This window comes from Candidatus Manganitrophaceae bacterium (assembly GCA_016200325.1).
In the GTDB taxonomy this organism is placed as follows: Bacteria; Nitrospirota; Nitrospiria; order SBBL01; family Manganitrophaceae; genus Manganitrophus.
Genome location: JACQEZ010000019.1, coordinates 454,946 through 470,539 on the forward strand (window position 1 = coordinate 454,946; position 15,594 = coordinate 470,539).

Here is a 15,594-nt window from a genome sequence, read left to right on the forward strand (position 1 = left end):
CCAAAGAGGGCGCGCGCTCGACCGAACCCTCTGATGTTGAATTCTGCCGAGCGGTGACGGCCGTTGCGAAAAAAAGAGCGACCCGGTACAATCAGGCCTCCGAAATCGCTCCATCGTTTTGTGGCCGTTTTGTCGGTGGAGCTAAATTATCACAAGGGTTGGAAGGGGGTCAAACCGGTGTCGCTCGGCGCCCAGCAGATTGCGCAGGTTCTCGGGGAGATTGGACCCGCTTTAAAGGGGGGGGTCCTTCACAAGATCGATCAGCCCCAGCCGTGGAGTCTTGTCTTTGAGATCCACCGGGGGAGAGAGCGCTTTCATCTTTTTCTCTCCGGCCACCCCCGCTTCTCCCGCATTCACCTCTCGACGAAAACACACCCCACCCCCTCCTCCCCCCCCCGTTTCTGCCAGCTCCTCCGTGCGCGGCTTCGCTGGAAGCGGATCGTCTCGCTCGATCAGATGGGAGAAGACCGGATCGTCCAGATGACCTGCGCCTGGAACGACGAGACAGCGGCGCCCGCGACCGAGCCGGGAAGTGTCTCACTGATCGCCGAGTTGATGGGGCCGGCATCGAATTTTTTGTTGATCGACCCCGATGGAATCGTCCTCGGCACCCTCTCTCCCCCCTCTTCCGGACGCGCCTTGCAGGTCGGCGCGCCTTACCGGCCGCCGCCGCGTCCGACCGGAGGCGCGTTCAAAGAGAGCGCCATTCCGCTGCGCGAGGCGGGGCCGTTTTCTTTTAATCATGCGGTGGAGGCCGCTCTCTTACCGCTGGAAGAGGCGACATCGGCGGAAGAGGAGAAGCGACGGCTCCTCGCCGTGATCGACGCCGACATTCGGCGGGGGGAGAAGCGGCTCCGACAGCTCTCCACCGGAATGCAGGAGGCTGAGAGAGCGGACCAATATCGCCATGAAGGGGAGCTGCTGAAGGGACACCTTCACGAGGTCCAGATCGGGATGACGGAGATCACCCTTTTCGATCCGGCTCGGCCGGAAGCGGGGCGCACCCTTCCCCTCGATCCCGCCCTCTCCCCGTCGGAGAACCTCGCCCGGATCTTCAAGCGATACAAAAAAGCGCAGGCGGCCCAGGCCAACCTTCGAATTCAGATCGAAAAAACGACGCATGCATTGGAAGCCTTGGAGCGCAACCGCCGGATCCTACTGGAGGGGGGAACCGTCGCCCTTGAAAGAGGAGACGGCCGCCGATCGCCCCCGGAAAGAAAAAAGAAGCAAGAGAGTGGACCGCCGCAGTTTTTATCGGCCGACGGATGGACCTTGGTCGTCGGAAGAAACGCCCGGGAGAACGAAGAGATCACCTTCCGAATCGCCCGCGGGAACGACCTCTGGTTTCATGCGCGGGGGGTGCCGGGCTCACACCTGGTCGTCCGGATGGAGCGGGGAAAAGAGATTCCCTATCAAACGCTGCTCGATGCCGCCACGCTGGCGCTCCACTTCAGCGACGCCAGGAAAGCAGGAAAGGGGGATGTCGTCTACACGCACCGGAAATATTTACAAAGGCCGCGGGGAGGGAAAACGGGCGCAGTGGTATTGTCTCAGGAGAAGAATATCTATATCGAAATCGAATCGGGGCGACTGGAACGGCTCTTTAAGGAGAAATTATCCCCCCTCTAATTTGGCATAGAGGCGTTTGTGATCGAAAAGCTGTTCCTTCACCCGGAGGACAATCTCATCCGGATTGATCGGCTTGACGATATAGTCTCTCGCCCCCAGTTCGATCGCCCTCGCCCGGGAGGCCGGATCGACTTTGGCCGAAATGATCACCACCGGGATTGGGTTAAACCGGGGATCGGCCCGCAGCGCTTCCATGACGCCGAATCCGTCGAGCTTCGGCATCATGATATCGAGGAGAATCAGCGCCGGAATTTCTTCACGCACCTTCTGAAGCGCCTCCATGCCGTCCCGCGCGGTCATTGTATCGTATCCCTCCTGCGACAAGATCGCAGTCAGGATCAGAATGGTATCCGCATTATCGTCTACAATTAGAATCTTCTTCGACAACGCACCGATCCTCCATACTTGGCATACTTGACTGATTTATTCAGCGCTCCGCGGAGTGCGGCCCCATCCTCCGAGGGCTCGATTTCTAAGAATTAACTCCCAAATGATAGAAATAATTGAGTGAGGCGCGGAACCGTTGATTCAATTCTAAATAAATGCATTTACCCATTGCAAGGACTATATAAGCCAGTAGATCTCTGTAGAGAACCCTGATTATTCGGCGCAACATTTCGATTAAAACGGGGAAAATCCCGGAAAAATCCCAAGAAGACTTGAAAAATATTTTCAAACGACTAAGATAACCCGGACGACGCAACCGCAGTCCGATCCGGCCGACTGGACCTCATGATGCGAACGACTAAACGAAGGAGACCCGATTGATGAATCTTAGATTTGAAAAGCTTCCCGGCCCGGTCTATCCCGCCTACCTTCATGTCGGCGATTACTCGATCGCCCTCGAGCCGGAGTTGGTCCAAGCGCTCAAGGAGAGTGTCCGCCTCGATCCGACGGCGTTCTTTGGAAACTTGATCGGAAAGATCGGGATGAACCGCTACCTCAAAGAGATGATCGAAGAGGCGATTTCAAAGTCGGAAGATCCAACCCTATTGGCCAAACAGCTGCAGCAAGCGCTGGAGACGCTCTGAGCGGAAATTAAGATCTCGATGCAATCGGCAGGTACGGCCGCTCCCCCGGTCCCGTATAGCGGCAGCGGGGTCGGATCAATCGATTATGATCGTGCTGCTCCATGACATGCGCCGACCAACCGGCGATCCGGCTGCAGACAAAAAGCGGGGTATCGAACTCGATCGGAAGGCCGAGCAGGTAATAGGCCGAGGCGGAATAGAAGTCGAGGTTCGGGTAAAGCCCCTTTTCCCGCCGTATTTTTTCCTCGATCCGGCTGGAGAGATCAAACCAGCTCCGATCGTTCTTCTGCTCCCCCAAGGTGCACGCATATTTTTTAATGATATCCGAGCGGGGGTCGCCGCTCTTTAAGACACGGTGCCCGAAACCCATGATCCGCTCTTTTCGAGCAAGCCGCTCGCCGATATATCGATCGGCCTGTTCGCTTCCCCCGATCTCCAAAAGCATCTTCATCACCGCTTCGTTGGCGCCGCCATGCAGCGGCCCCTTCAGCGATCCGATCGCCGAGGTAACTGCGGAATGAAGGTCGGAGAGGGAGGAGGCGGTCACCCGCGCTGCGAAGGTCGACGCATTGAATTCGTGCTCGGCATAAAGAATCAACGAGACCTCCATCACCTTCGCCGAAAACGGATCGGGCCGGCTGCCGGTGATCAGGTAGAGCAGGTTCGCCGCGTGAGAGAGTTCGGGATCGGGGGGGGGCGGCGCCTGCGGCGCACTCCGGAAGGCGGCCAACAGCGAGGGGATTTGGGCGATCAGCCGGATTGCTTTTCGGAGATTCGCCGGATGTTCATTTACGCTTCGATCCGGATCTTCGAGGCCGAGGAAGGAGACCGCCGTCCTCAGAAAGTCCATCGGATTGACATCGCGTGGAACGCTCTTGAGGAAGCGGCGGACCGTCCCGGGAAGGGGACGTGCAGCGGCCAGTTCTGTCGAGAAATCGGAGAGCTCTTTTCGATTCGGCAGCTTTCCGATCAGCAACAGGTATGCGACCTCTTCAAAAGAGGCGCTCTCGGCGAGCGCTTCAATCCGATACCCGCGATAGAGCAGCCCGCCGGTCGTCTCCTCAACGTCACAGATCGCCGACTCGCCGGCCAACACCCCTTCCAGGCCGGGATGGATCGGCTCCGATCCGGCGGCCTCTTTATTAGGTTCGCTCATCCTTCCCCCATTTTCTCTTCCCCCGTTTTCCCTTCCGAGCTTCTGAAGCAAGCTCCGCGTCGAGCCGCTCGTAATCGTCATAGTGGATGACCTCATAGAGCGCGCGCCGGGTCTGCATCTGTCCGAGCAGCCCCCGAGAGGTTCCCTCTTTTTTCAGCGTGGTCAGCGTCTCCTCCATCGCCTGGGCCGCCCTGCGAAAGAGGGTCATCGGGAAGAGGATCAACCGATACCCCATTTTCGACAGATCGTCCGCCGAGAGGAGCGGGCTTTTTCCAAACTCGGTCATATTCGCCAAGAGCGGCGCGTCGAGCTTTTGGGCGAACGTGGCAAACTCCTCCGCCGACTCCAACGCTTCCGGAAAGATGACGTCGGCCCCGGCATCGACATAGCGGCAGGCCCGATCGAGGGCGTCTCGCAGGTTCGTCACGCCGCGGGCATCGGTCCGAGCGATGATGATAAAATCAGGATCGTGCCGCGCGCGGATCGCCGAGCGGATCTTCTGCACCATCTCTTTCGCCGGGATCAAGCGTTTTCCCGGCAGATGGCCGCAGCGCTTTGGAAATTGCTGGTCTTCGATCTGGATGCCGGCAACCCCCGCTTCTTCGAATGCCCCGACCGCCCGGACCAGATGGACCCCCTCGCCGAAGCCGGTGTCGGCATCGGCAATCGCCGGGATCTTCACCGCCCGGGTGATATAGGCCGCCTGCGTCGTCACCTCGCTCAACGAAAGAAGCCCGATGTCGGGAACCCCCGCCACCCCGTTGGCAAGGCCGGCGCCGCTGATATAGACCGCCTCGAACCCCGCCTGCTCGATCAGCTCGGCGGAGAAGGCGTTGAACGCCCCCGGCAGGATAATAGACCGCTTCTTGATCATTTGCCGGAGCCGCTTTCCCGGCGAGGCCGCGCCCCGCGCCGCGGAGGTCATCGCTTCCCTCGAATGGCGAGCGGGGCCAAGATCTCTCCGATCGACCGGATCTTCTCCAATCCCCAGACTCGACTCAAGAGGGTCTCGATTTGACGGTTTGAAAAGAGCGGTCCGGCCAACCGCCTGAACTTCTCCTCGACCTCGGCATCGGTCATCGGGTTCTTCGGATGGCCGCGCGGATGGTCGACCTGCGCGACATACCGCGCGCCGCTTTGCTCGATCTCGACGATGTTGGCGATCGCAGTCGGATAAGCGGCGGAGAGGGCCGGATCGGGGAGGACCCGCACCTTCTGGATCAGCGCATGGAGCTTCGGGTCGTTCAATCGCTTCGGGCTGAATTGCCGCAGGCCAACCTCCCCGTCGAGCAAGGCCACCGAGACACAGTAAGGAAGGGAGTGATCGGCCGTCTCCCGCGTTTGAGGATGCCACTTCTCCCGATCGCGGCCGATGATCTCGTAGGAGATATCCGAAGTTTTAATCGTGATTGAGTCGATGGAATCACCTTTTCCTTCGATCTCTTCGCGCAGGCGAAGCGCCGCCTGAACGGCGCTCTGGGCATGGTATTCGACCGGGAAATATTTGATATAGCTCTCCATGATTTTGAACGGACCGGCCGGATGAAGCGGCGGGAGATCGAACTCCCCCGAGACGATTTTCTTGAAGCCCTTCTCCCCTTCAAAAATCGGCGCGGGACCGGTCATTCCGAGCCGCGCGAGGGCGACGGCGAAGAGGGCGTTGCGGGCGGCGTTGGCGAAGGCGGCCGCCTTCCACATCGAGATCTCGCCGACGCGCGTCTGACGCAGCGCCTGATTCGGCGTGCCGGCCAGCCCGAGCGCATGAACCGTCTTCTCTTCCGAGAGCCGCCAGAGCTTCGCCGCCGCCAGCGTGCTGGAAAAGGCGCCGTAGGTGACATGGTCCCACCCGCGCGGGCGGAGGGCCGCGGCATCGCAGAGGCGGCACTGAATCTCATATCCGAGGACCATCGCTTCGATCAGCGCCCTTCCCCCCCGCCCGGCTGCCTCGGCGGCGGCCAATGCGGCGGGAATGTTGTCGCTCGGATGGGCCGGCTCTTTGGAAAGATAGGTGTCGTTGTAGTCGAGGTAGCGGATGGCGGTCCCGTTGGCAAAGGCCGCCAGATCTTCCGTGGTGCGATGGGCCTCGCCGAGGAGGGTGGCGCCGGAGGGGAGGCGAACCGATCGGGCCATCTTCCGCGCGATCTTGGCCGGCGCGCTCTCCCAGCCGCCCAGGGCGCAGCCGAAGGTGTCGATCAGCCGGCGCTTCGCCTCGTGGATCACCTCGGGAGGGAGGGTGCGGTAAGAGATCTCTCGACTAAAGCGGGCGAGCCGCTCAGCCAGGGTGGAACCGATTTCATGATCGCGTATCTGTGTCATCGCGCCTCCGAATCGACATGTAATTTCAGTCTACAAACGTTTGGGTGAAGTGTCAATCAAAGGTAGGGCGAAGCTCCGGTGAAGCGCCGACAAAAGCCGGCAAGCGGTCAGAGGCGGGCGCTTTGCCTCCCCTCTTTTTCCGCCATCCCGCCCCATGCTATAATCAATTTTGTTGCGAATGTCCTTCCATTTTCAGACGACGGTCCTTCGCCCCTTATTTTCCACCCGGAGTATCCCATGCCGACTGAACCGCTCCCCCCCAAATTGATCGAGGATGATGACATTCACAAGGTACTCGACGATTTGATCCGAATTCGAGAGCGAACCAATATCCCCTATCTCTTCGGAGGCGGGCTCGCCGTGAAGTCCTTGGGACGCGAGCGCCGGACCAAAGACATCGATATCTTCGTTCGTCCGGAGTATGCCGACCGGGTATTGGATGCACTGGAGGAGCTCGGATTTAAAACCGAGAAGACCGATCCGAAATGGCTCTATAAGGCGCATCGGGACAATGTGCCGATCGACATCATTTTTAAGTCGGCCGGCAACATCTACCTCGATGAGGAAACCTTCCGCAGAGCAACAGCGATCGACTTTATGAGAAAACGTATTCTCATTCTTCCGCCGGAAGACCTCGTCGTGATGAAAAGTCTGGCGACCGAAGAGTTCGGGGCGCGCCACTGGTTCGACGCACTCGATATTATCAAGTCGACCAAGATCGACTGGGAATACCTCAAGCGCCGCGCCAAACATGGACCCCGCCGCGTTCTAAGCCTCCTTTTTTACGCGCAATCGGTCGATCTGCCGGTCCCCGATCGGGTCGTCTTAGACATTTTGCATACCTATCTTGAATAAGTTTGAATAAGACAGGAGCCTGAACCGATGACAGAAGACCACTACCTTCGAGAGCAGATTCGCCAGACCTTGGCTACCGATCCTCACCTCGGCATCCTGAATGTCCGGATCCAGATTGAGGGAAAGCGGTTGATCCTTTATGGAGAGGTCGCCTCATTGGAAAAGGGAGAATACGCCCGGACGGTCATTCAACGGCAGCTCCCCGATTTCGAAATCATCAGCGAGTTGAGTCCGCCGATTCCTTCGGAAGGTCCCCCGCCGGAGGGGCCCTACGTCCGAATTGCCGCCGCCGGCGATCTTCACTATGACGAGCTCTCCCATGGGAAACTTCGCGCCCACTTCCAGAAGTTAGAGACGGAGGCCGACCTCCTTCTTCTGGCAGGCGACCTGACCGATACCGGCACCGCAGAGCAGGCGCGCGTTCTGGCGGAGGATTTAAAGGGACTTCACCTTCCGATCGTTGCCGTCTTGGGGAATCATGATTATCACTGCAATCAATCGGAAGAGGTTGGACAGATCTTAGAAGAAATCGGCGTCACCATTCTGGAGGGAAACACCAGGGTGCTTCAATGCCGGGGGCTTTCCGTTGGAATCGCCGGGACAAAGGGGTTTTGCGGCGGCTTCGAGGGGGCCTGCGGAACCGTTTTCGGCGAGCGAGAGATGAAGGATTTTATCTCCCACACTGAGATGTTGGCAGAGCGGTTGAAAGAGTTGCTCCTTTCATTGGAAACCGATGTCAAGATCGCGCTCCTTCACTATGCGCCGATCCGGGAGACCCTCCTCGGCGAGCGCGCCGAGGTCTTCCCCTTTTTAGGGAGCTTCCTCTTCGGAAAAGCGATTGATGAAGGTAAAGCAGACCTTGCGATTCATGGGCATGCGCATCACGGCCGAGAAAGAGGCATGACGCGCGGCGGTATCCCCGTCCGAAATGCCGCCATTCCGATGCTAAAGAAAGCAAATCTCTTTTACGCGCTTTCCCCTCGTGCAAAAACCGCACAATCCAATCCTCAAAAATAAATAAGTTGACTTCCTCCTTCCCAGCCCGTTGAGGGAACGGATCGGTCGCCATATATCCCGCTGTAAGATCTTCGATCCGGGCCGCCCTAATAGGCATCTTTCTTGCAAAACTTAATTATTGGGTCAATCGACCCAAGGTGTTTTCCACTCCTGAGCATGAAATCATTTTTCAGGAATGAGGAGGTTGATAATGGAATTGGAACGTGAAGGAATGAGAGAACCTTATTTCAATAGAGAGTCTTCTTACCCCTATCCGGTGAGCCGGGTCGGATGGGGTGCCGTCTTGGCCGGTTTTTTTATCGCCACCGTTGTACAGATTTTACTGAACTCACTGGGTGTTGCAATCGGCCTCAGCGCGTTGGGCGCGAATACCGACACATCGGGAACGACCCTGGGGGTCGGGGCAGGCATCTGGACCATTATCGCTTCAATGGTCTCGGTCTTTATCGGTGCGTGGGTCGCCGGCCGCTATGTATCGATTCTCGAACGGGGAGAGGGGCCGCTGCAGGGGGTGTTGGTCTGGGCCCTCTCGTTGATCTTCGTCCTCTGGATTGGGACAACCGGGATTGCTTCACTTCTCTCCGGGGCAACCAGTGTCGTCGGTCAAGGGGTTCAAGGGGCAACCCAAGGAGCCGCCTCTCAAATGGGACAATCGGGAACCCCTGATCAGATGGGACGAGGCGGCGGTTCACAGCAGGGGATGGGACAACAAGGGACATCACAACAAGGGACGAGCGATCAGCTCGGGCTGAGTGGCACCCATACCGAGCAGATGAAGCAGCAGGCACAACAGGCCGCGCAAAAAGGTGCAAAATACGGCGCCGCTGCCGCCTGGTGGTTCTTCGGAACCGCCTTCCTCTCGCTGGGAGCGGCGATTTGGGGAGGGCAGGTCGGTTTCTCAAGACGGGGGAACGATCCAAAGTCACCCCGCGCCTAATGCCTTGCTTTAAAAAAGACGCGCCGCCTCGGCTTTATAAAGAAACCGGGGCGGCGTCTGAAAAGCGGGCCGGTTCATTTTCTTGAGTTCATTCGTATTGTGTTTCATCGAGCGTATTGTGTTTCATCGAGGCGATTTTTAGACACGATGACCGAACTGAGAAGCAAGATACAAAATGCGCTCGACGAGGGCCGCATTCTCATCCTCGGGGCCCAAGTATTGATTGGGTTTCAGTTTCGAAGCGTCTTTGAGAAAGGTTTCGGCTCCCTTTCCCCCTTTTCACAATATCTGCTTGTCGCTGCGCTCGGCCTGATGCTGATTGCCCTCTCGCTGTTAATTTCTCCGGCCGCTTACCATCGGATTGTCGAGAGAGGAAACGATACGGAAGGACTCCACCGCTTCACCATCGACATTATGAAGTTTGCTTTGATGCCCTTCTCCCTCGCGCTCGGAATCGACTTATATGTTGCAGCAGAGAAGTTAACGGGACGGCCTATGGCGTTCATCCTCGGCGGCGTATCGATTCTCGTCTCGTCTTATTTTTGGTATCTCATGGAGCTGATCGATCGCCGGGAGCGAGATCGATTGAATCAAGAGACCCCTTTACCCCGAATCGGTGAACCGATGAAAAAAAATAAAGAGGAATCGACCTCAGAAAAAGCGCTGGACCAGAAAATCAAGCATGTCTTAACGGAAGCCCGCGTGGTTCTGCCGGGAGCGCAGGCGCTTCTCGGCTTCCAATTCGCCATCTTTTTCACGGAAGGATTTGACGCCCTTCCTCATAGCTCAAAATACCTTCACCTGATCAGTCTGACATTGGTCGCCCTGGCCACCATCTTTCTGATTACCCCTGCGGCATACCACCGCATCGTAGAGGAAGGGGAGAACAGCGAGCGTTTCCATCGTCTCGCCAGCCGGTTCATCCTGATGGCGATGGTCCCGCTGGCATCGGGCATTACAGGAGATTTCTTCCTGGTGCTCCGAAAGGTCACCGGTTCCATTCCCCTCTCGACGCTCCTGGCGGCGGCAACCCTCTTCTTCTTTTACGGTCTCTGGTTTGGATTCCCCCTTTATCGGCGGAGCCATCCGAGGGAGAACGAAGGGAAGCCGATTTTCATTGCCGCCAAATGAACGAGGGGCTAACGGTCATCCGGCGAGGTCATCCTGGAAGTCATCCGGAAGGCGGCGATAAGCGCCGGACCTCTTCCGGCGTCAGAGGGCGGAGGCCGCCGGGCGGCAGATTGCCGAGCAAGAGGCCGCCGACTGCGACACGGATGAGGCGTTCCACCCGGTGGCCGAGCGCCTCGCACATGCGGCGGACCTGACGGTTTCTTCCCTCTTGGAGGGTCAGCACGAGCCACTCTTCGTGTTTGACGTGGAGGAGAGCGGCCTTCGCCGGCGCCGTCGGGGTACCGTCGAGGAGGATACCGCTCCGAAGGCGCGCCATGTCCTCTTCCGAGACCGGCCGGCCGAGTTTCACATGATAGACCTTGGGTACTTTCGAGTCGGGGGCCGAGATGCGGTTTCCCCACTGGGTATCATTTGTCAGGAGAAGCAGCCCCGCCGTCTCCTTGTCGAGACGTCCGACCGGAAAGAGCCACCGACCCTCCTCGCCTAAAAGATCATAGACCGTTTTTCTCCCCCGCTCATCGGAGCGGGTCGTCACCACTCCGGTCGGCTTGTGCATCATCAGATAGATCGGCGCCGCCCGACGGATGACCCGCCCATCCACCCGGAGGACCTCCCGATCGGGATCAACGCGGACCTCCGGATTGGTCAGACATTTCCCATTCACCGAAACCCGTCCCGACTCAATCAGCGTGCGGGCCTGACTGCGCGAGGCGACCCCAAGCTTGGAGAGGGCGCGGGCGAGACTGACCTTCCGATCCATTCGAGCCTCCGCGGGTCGAGCCGCCGCAGGGCGGGGAGCCGCGGGGCGGGCGGCGTGGCTTCGGCCCGGTTTTAATTTCCCCTTTTTCTCTCCATGAGCAGGGTCACCCACTCTCCCCTCCTGAGCTTTTTTAAGACGAGAAATCGCTTCCGATACCGCGCGAGAACCCCCGCTGTTTCAGTCTTTAACATCCCGGAGAGGATCAGCTTCCCCCGCGGCGGAATCAATGCCGACCACCGTTCGGAGAGAGAAAGCAAAAGCGGTCCGGTCAGATTGGCAACCCCCCAACGGTATTGCGCCTCCGAAGGGATCGTTTTACGGAACAGGATCCGGGAGGCGACCCCATTCACCCGCGCATTTTTTTTCGCCGCCGCCAAGGCGACCGGATCATTTTCGACCGCCGTGACCGCCGCCATTCCCAAGCGGACCGCGGCAATCGCCAGAATCCCGCTTCCGGTCCCGAGGTCGAGGAGCGGACCGCGGCGCCTGCCGGAGATCAGCGTTTCCAAAAGGGTGAGACAGCTCCGTGTCGTCGCGTGCGTGCCGGTGCCGAAGGCCATACCGGGGGCGATTTGAATGACCTTCCGGCCGGTCGGGTTCGCCAAAGGGAAATGCCACGGCGCCCCGATGAGGAGCCGTTTCCCGATTCGCTGAATGGGAACCGAATGCCGTTGCCAGGCGGTCTGCCACTCCTCTTCGGGAAGGAGCGCCGAAGCAACGGACGCTTCTTGATCGATTCCTCTCGCGCGAAGCCCGCTCCGCATGGCCTCCACCCTCCCTCTTTCCTCCGAGGGAAAGAAAACCCGAAGGCGGATGAAACGATCGGCCGGTTCCACCCAGACCCCGCCGGCCGCTAAATCGATCAACAACGCAGTCGCCTCCGCCTCAAGCTCAAGCGGAAGCGTAAGAGTGATCTGGCGCCAGAGGCGCCCTGAAGAATTAAGCGGAGACATCGGCTGATTCTAGCACGGAATAATCTCCGGCTCCATTGTCTTGTGAAGGAGGTTGCACTTCATCTGCAAAAGGATGGAGATGCCGCCGAAATAATCAAAACCACTTTGGTTGTTTTTCAAAAGAGCGGCTGGCACCATCCTTGCTTATTCAGGTAGACCGATTCGGTGGGAATCGGTACCGATGCAGATGGATGAACCTCTCTGTAAGAAAGAACCTGTGAATTTATTTCATTCGCTCCGCTTGAGCTCTTCTTCCCGGATTTTCCCGGCGCAATGGTTCCGCGCCGTAGAGACGCTGGTCGTCGTGCTGCTCTTGAGCGCCTGCGGCAGCGGCGGTTCTCCTTCTTCATCCGATCAACCGATTGTTTCCAAAATCAGCATCACGCCGACCACCCCGGCCCCTATTGTCGTCGGGACGGACGAGAAGTTTGTGGCGACCGTGCTCGATCCGGCGGGGCAAGCGATCCCTTCCGTCAATGTCAGCTGGCAGATCAGCAACCCAGCGGTGGCCACGGTCGATTCGAACGGCGTGGTAAAAGGACTGGCGAATGGAACGGCCAACTTGACCGCTTCCTTTGGATCGGCCACCAGTGATCCCGTGACGCTTCAGATCATGTTGCCTCCTTCTCAACCTCCGCCGCGTCCTTCCATTGCGACGGTGGAAGTAATGAGCGCCTCCCCTTCGGGGGCGGTCTCAGTCGGCAACCAAGTTCACTTTACGGCCGTCGCAAAAGATGCCGCCGATCAGCCCATTTCGGGCGTGGTCTTTACCTGGAGCTCCAGCGCGCCCGAAATTGTTTTGATTGACCCTAGCGTTGGATTAGCGACGGCCAAGGCGCCGGGGACGGCGACGATCACCGCAACGGCCGACGATGGAACAAGCCACGGCTCAAACAACTTAACCGTCCTTGCCAACAAAGCGCCGATCGCTCAGATGACGCCGAATCCGACGAGTGGCACCGCACCGCTGACGGTCACCTTTAACGGCGCAACCTCCTCTGATCCCGATGGGGTTATTGCCTCTTACTCCTGGGATTTCGGGGATCACCTTCCGACCGGCACAGGAATCAGCACCAGCCATACATACCAATCCGCGGGGACTTACCCGGCCACTCTCACGGTGACGGACGACCATGGTGCAACCGCCACCACAACTACGACAATCACGGTGAATCCGGCGCCAGGAGGAACACCACCGCCTCCAGGAGGAACGCCGCCCCCGGGAGGGACGCCACCGCCCATCGGCGCAGGCTGGAAATCAGCGCCACGCCCTGGAACCCATGGGAAGGATCTGTTCGGCATCTCATTCGTCTCGGCGACCGAGGGCTGGAGCGTGGGGATCGATCAGGCGATTGAGCACTCGACCGACGGGGGGCACACCTGGACCATTCAAAATAATATTGTATTCAACGGTGCTACCGCGCCGAGTCCAGCCGCGCAGGTTGATCTCTATGATGTTTTCTTTGTCGACGCCAAGACCGGTTGGGCCGTCGGCTGGCCGGAGGCGATCTTTAAGACGATCGACGGCGGCGCCACCTGGACAGAGCAACATCTTAATAGAGCACCCTGGATCGATCGGAGCGGTCCGAAGGGCTCACCCGACGGGGTTTGGGATCATTGGGACTGGTGCGAAGTTTGGGATGCCGCCGCACAGACTTGTTCCAAGAAATACGGCTCCTATTTAAGAAAGGTTCAGTTCTTCGACAGCCAGCATGGCTGGACGGTCGGCCGCTTCGGGTTTATGTTCAAAACGGACAATGGCGGGACCTCTTGGACCGAGATTCCCAACGACAGCACCGTCCGGCCGCTCCCGGCCCCTTGCGTCTATCCGGCACAGAATCCGCTAGCCGGTCAGCCGCGGCCCGCGGTCACCTCCTATAACCCTCACCTCTTTACGGTCGATGTGATCACCCCGAACGACGTTTGGGTCGGTGGGGGATCGGAAGCGGATGAGCCCTGTGATAAAGGATGGCTGCGAATGCTGGGGCATACCACCGACGGCGGACAACATTGGCAGTTTCTCTACGAGGCCGAAAACGGCGGCCAATTGGAAGGTCATGGCCGCATCTTCGACCTTCGATTCGGCCGCAATCCGGACGGATCGGGCGGGTTGGTCGGTTTTGCCGTCGGCGGGAACGGAACCTCCCAAGCAAATGTCTTGCAGACCACCGATGGCGGGCAGACCTGGCACCAGATAAGAGCGGCCTCCTATCCGACTTATGACAAAGGCTTCTACGGAGTCGCCTTTATTTCTCCTTCACAAGTTTGGGTCGCCGGCTGGAATGGGCTGGTCCTTCATAGCGAGGATGGCGGGACGACCTGGGGACGACAACAGGCCAACACGACCGATCAACTCCGCCGGATCTTCTTCCTGGATGTAAACACCGGCTGGATTGCGGGTCAACACAACAATTTGTACACCACGTCGGGCGGAAAGTGAACGCACCCCTCTTTTGGGGGGATTGATCAAGACCCTATTATCCCATAAAGTAATATTCAGTTTTGGGATTGAAACGTTAAAGTTTTTTCTTCCACAGCCGATAGAGGATGAGGATCTTATGGGAGGGGCCTTCCGATGTTTACGCCGTTCTTGCAATTAAGAATCCATTTTAAGATGTGGCTCCTTCACCGGGCCATCCGGTCGCTGGAGATGAAAGTCGCCAAGCCGGCGGTCATCCCGATTTCTCGCTCACCCCAAGGTTAATACTTCCCTGTGTGATAGAGTGCTCCTGATCGTGATCCGCGTGCATCCGCGTGATACGATGGATGCAGGGTTGATCCCTCTCCCGGAGCCGCCTCCACACTTATCTTTTATCTCTTTACCCCTCCGATCCATTTAAATCGACCCCACGTCCCCGCCCTCTGACATTTCAAAAACCCTTGGTACGATTATTGCCATTTCCCACCTTTAAGGAGGGCGCCTCGCACGAAATGAAACGGCCCTATACTCAGAAGGAGGAAGCAATGGCCGAAGCGCAGAAACAGCCCCAACCATCGACCTGGTGGCATGTGGGGATCGACGAAGTGCCGATGAATGCGGAAAACCAAGCCGCCTATCAGGTCGCCACTTCAGAATTCGCAGCCGACAAGATTGAGCAATTTGATTGGTGGTTTTTGCACCGTGCTGAAGCGCTCAAAGCAAGGGCCGTCCTGGAGCAGCATGGCTTTACCGTCTATGGACCCGATCTCGATACCCTCTTGTGAAGGAGGCGCCGACCCTTCGCGGCTTCAAAGAAAGCGCGGCGTCTCCGATTCGCCGATCTTATCCGAGGCCAGAGAGGTGAGACCGGATTTTTCGATAGAGCCTGGCTCCAAAGGGGGCGAAAAGGAGAAGCAGAGAGGAGAGCCCCTCCGTCAGCGAGAGGGGGCTTTTTGTAGCGCTCATTGCGATGCTGCAGCCCCCTCCGCCGGCCGACGGAGCGCCGCTCCCCGGGACGTTGTTCGGAAGATCGACCGGACCTGCCGTGTTCGGGGGAACAGCCCCTTCGATTGAACTCGAGCCGGGATTGGAAGCGACCACAGGATCGTTCGGAGCTTCCGGATCGGAAAGGGGATTCGGCACCCCCTCCCCGGCATCGATATGTGTGACAATTTGGGCCGCCATCTTCTCCCGGGCATCATAGAGAAGAATCGGGGCCTTGGTCCAGGTATACGTGTTGCTCGCAACCCGCGCCACCTGTGCCTGTGCGAAGGAGGCATCGCCGAGGTTTTTGAGCAGGTTCATATATTCGTAATCTTCCATCCCTTCTCTGAGCAGCTTCAGGCGGATCGATTCGATGGGGATATGAGTCTTCCCGCCGATCTTGCTC

Annotated in this window: 15 protein-coding genes; 8 read left to right on the forward strand and 7 right to left on the reverse strand. The window is 58.4% G+C overall.

Going from position 1 to position 15,594, the window contains the following annotated elements; all coding sequences use genetic code 11:
* Nucleotides 1–63 precede the first annotated feature (63 nt).
* Nucleotides 64–1,629 (forward strand): NFACT family protein, encoded by a 1,566-nt coding sequence (locus tag HY282_17065; protein MBI3805461.1) that lies wholly within the window; start codon nucleotides 64–66, stop codon nucleotides 1,627–1,629.
* Here the strand turns inward: HY282_17065 and HY282_17070 are convergent.
* Nucleotides 1,615–2,016 carry a response regulator gene (locus HY282_17070; GenBank protein ID MBI3805462.1) on the reverse strand — a complete coding sequence of 134 codons (402 nt, stop codon included), beginning with the start codon at nucleotides 2,014–2,016 and terminating at the stop codon, nucleotides 1,615–1,617. The genes HY282_17065 and HY282_17070 overlap by 15 nt on opposite strands.
* A gap of 380 nt (nucleotides 2,017–2,396) precedes the next feature.
* On the opposite strand from HY282_17070, the gene HY282_17075 reads away from it, so the two are divergent.
* Entirely contained in the window at nucleotides 2,397–2,660 is a 264-nt protein-coding gene (locus tag HY282_17075; GenBank protein ID MBI3805463.1) for a hypothetical protein, read from the forward strand.
* A gap of 7 nt (nucleotides 2,661–2,667) precedes the next feature.
* Here the strand turns inward: HY282_17075 and HY282_17080 are convergent, their stop codons facing one another.
* From HY282_17080 to HY282_17090, 3 genes are read right to left on the reverse strand one after another with little or no spacing between them, the layout of a single operon-like run.
* Entirely contained in the window at nucleotides 2,668–3,816 is a 1,149-nt protein-coding gene (locus HY282_17080; GenBank protein MBI3805464.1) for a citrate synthase, read from the reverse strand.
* Nucleotides 3,803–4,741: a methylisocitrate lyase gene (gene prpB / locus HY282_17085; protein MBI3805465.1), complete on the reverse strand. Its 939-nt coding sequence runs from the start codon at nucleotides 4,739–4,741 to the stop codon at nucleotides 3,803–3,805. The genes HY282_17080 and prpB overlap by 14 nt, the downstream gene beginning before the upstream one ends.
* Entirely contained in the window at nucleotides 4,738–6,132 is a 1,395-nt protein-coding gene (locus HY282_17090) for an MmgE/PrpD family protein (GenBank protein ID MBI3805466.1), read from the reverse strand. Before HY282_17090 ends, prpB begins: the two co-directional genes overlap by 4 nt.
* A 237-nt stretch (nucleotides 6,133–6,369) precedes the next feature.
* On the opposite strand from HY282_17090, the gene HY282_17095 reads away from it, so the two are divergent.
* The 4 genes from HY282_17095 to HY282_17110 all read left to right on the forward strand — a co-directional run bounded on the left by HY282_17095 (nucleotide 6,370) and on the right by HY282_17110 (nucleotide 10,072).
* Nucleotides 6,370–6,987, forward strand: coding sequence for a nucleotidyltransferase (locus tag HY282_17095; GenBank protein MBI3805467.1), 618 nt, complete (start codon nucleotides 6,370–6,372; stop codon nucleotides 6,985–6,987).
* A 27-nt stretch (nucleotides 6,988–7,014) separates the two neighbouring features.
* The gene (locus tag HY282_17100) at nucleotides 7,015–8,004 is read left to right on the forward strand and encodes a metallophosphoesterase (protein ID MBI3805468.1); all 990 of its coding nucleotides are present in this window, start codon (nucleotides 7,015–7,017) and stop codon (nucleotides 8,002–8,004) included.
* Nucleotides 8,005–8,194: 190 nt separating this feature from the next.
* Nucleotides 8,195–8,941, forward strand: a complete 747-nt coding sequence (locus HY282_17105; GenBank protein MBI3805469.1) for a hypothetical protein — start codon at nucleotides 8,195–8,197, stop codon at nucleotides 8,939–8,941.
* Nucleotides 8,942–9,088: 147 nt separating this feature from the next.
* Nucleotides 9,089–10,072, forward strand: coding sequence for a hypothetical protein (locus tag HY282_17110; GenBank protein MBI3805470.1), 984 nt, complete (start codon nucleotides 9,089–9,091; stop codon nucleotides 10,070–10,072).
* A 40-nt stretch (nucleotides 10,073–10,112) separates the two neighbouring features.
* Here HY282_17110 and HY282_17115 read toward each other — a convergent pair whose 3' ends face one another.
* Nucleotides 10,113–10,832: an rRNA pseudouridine synthase gene (locus tag HY282_17115; protein MBI3805471.1), complete on the reverse strand. Its 720-nt coding sequence runs from the start codon at nucleotides 10,830–10,832 to the stop codon at nucleotides 10,113–10,115.
* A 71-nt stretch (nucleotides 10,833–10,903) separates the two neighbouring features.
* Nucleotides 10,904–11,785 carry a 50S ribosomal protein L11 methyltransferase gene (locus HY282_17120; protein ID MBI3805472.1) on the reverse strand — a complete coding sequence of 294 codons (882 nt, stop codon included), beginning with the start codon at nucleotides 11,783–11,785 and terminating at the stop codon, nucleotides 10,904–10,906.
* A gap of 217 nt (nucleotides 11,786–12,002) precedes the next feature.
* Here HY282_17120 and HY282_17125 point away from each other — a divergent pair, with 217 nt between their 5' ends.
* Nucleotides 12,003–14,225, forward strand: coding sequence for an Ig-like domain-containing protein (locus tag HY282_17125; GenBank protein MBI3805473.1), 2,223 nt, complete (start codon nucleotides 12,003–12,005; stop codon nucleotides 14,223–14,225).
* A 491-nt stretch (nucleotides 14,226–14,716) separates the two neighbouring features.
* Nucleotides 14,717–14,989 carry a hypothetical protein gene (locus HY282_17130; GenBank protein ID MBI3805474.1) on the forward strand — a complete coding sequence of 91 codons (273 nt, stop codon included), beginning with the start codon at nucleotides 14,717–14,719 and terminating at the stop codon, nucleotides 14,987–14,989.
* 58 nt (nucleotides 14,990–15,047) lie between these two features.
* Here the strand turns inward: HY282_17130 and HY282_17135 are convergent.
* Nucleotides 15,048–15,594 (reverse strand): DUF4091 domain-containing protein (locus HY282_17135; protein ID MBI3805475.1); only part of this gene is annotated, 547 nt, incomplete at its 5' end.

Excerpts from the sequence above, each read along its gene's own strand:
- HY282_17080 (MBI3805464.1), bottom strand. The coding sequence starts at position 3,816 with ATGAGCGAACCTAATAAAGAGGCCGCCGGATCGGAGCCGATCCATCCC.
- HY282_17130 (MBI3805474.1), top strand. The coding sequence starts at position 14,717 with ATGAAACGGCCCTATACTCAGAAGGAGGAAGCAATGGCCGAAGCGCAG.
- HY282_17120 (MBI3805472.1), bottom strand. The coding sequence starts at position 11,785 with ATGTCTCCGCTTAATTCTTCAGGGCGCCTCTGGCGCCAGATCACTCTT.
- HY282_17105 (MBI3805469.1), top strand. The coding sequence starts at position 8,195 with ATGGAATTGGAACGTGAAGGAATGAGAGAACCTTATTTCAATAGAGAG.
- HY282_17115 (MBI3805471.1), bottom strand. The coding sequence starts at position 10,832 with ATGGATCGGAAGGTCAGTCTCGCCCGCGCCCTCTCCAAGCTTGGGGTC.
- HY282_17075 (MBI3805463.1), top strand. The coding sequence starts at position 2,397 with ATGAATCTTAGATTTGAAAAGCTTCCCGGCCCGGTCTATCCCGCCTAC.
- HY282_17095 (MBI3805467.1), top strand. The coding sequence starts at position 6,370 with ATGCCGACTGAACCGCTCCCCCCCAAATTGATCGAGGATGATGACATT.
- HY282_17100 (MBI3805468.1), top strand. The coding sequence starts at position 7,015 with ATGACAGAAGACCACTACCTTCGAGAGCAGATTCGCCAGACCTTGGCT.
- HY282_17110 (MBI3805470.1), top strand. The coding sequence starts at position 9,089 with ATGACCGAACTGAGAAGCAAGATACAAAATGCGCTCGACGAGGGCCGC.
- HY282_17090 (MBI3805466.1), bottom strand. The coding sequence starts at position 6,132 with ATGACACAGATACGCGATCATGAAATCGGTTCCACCCTGGCTGAGCGG.
- prpB (MBI3805465.1), bottom strand. The coding sequence starts at position 4,741 with ATGACCTCCGCGGCGCGGGGCGCGGCCTCGCCGGGAAAGCGGCTCCGG.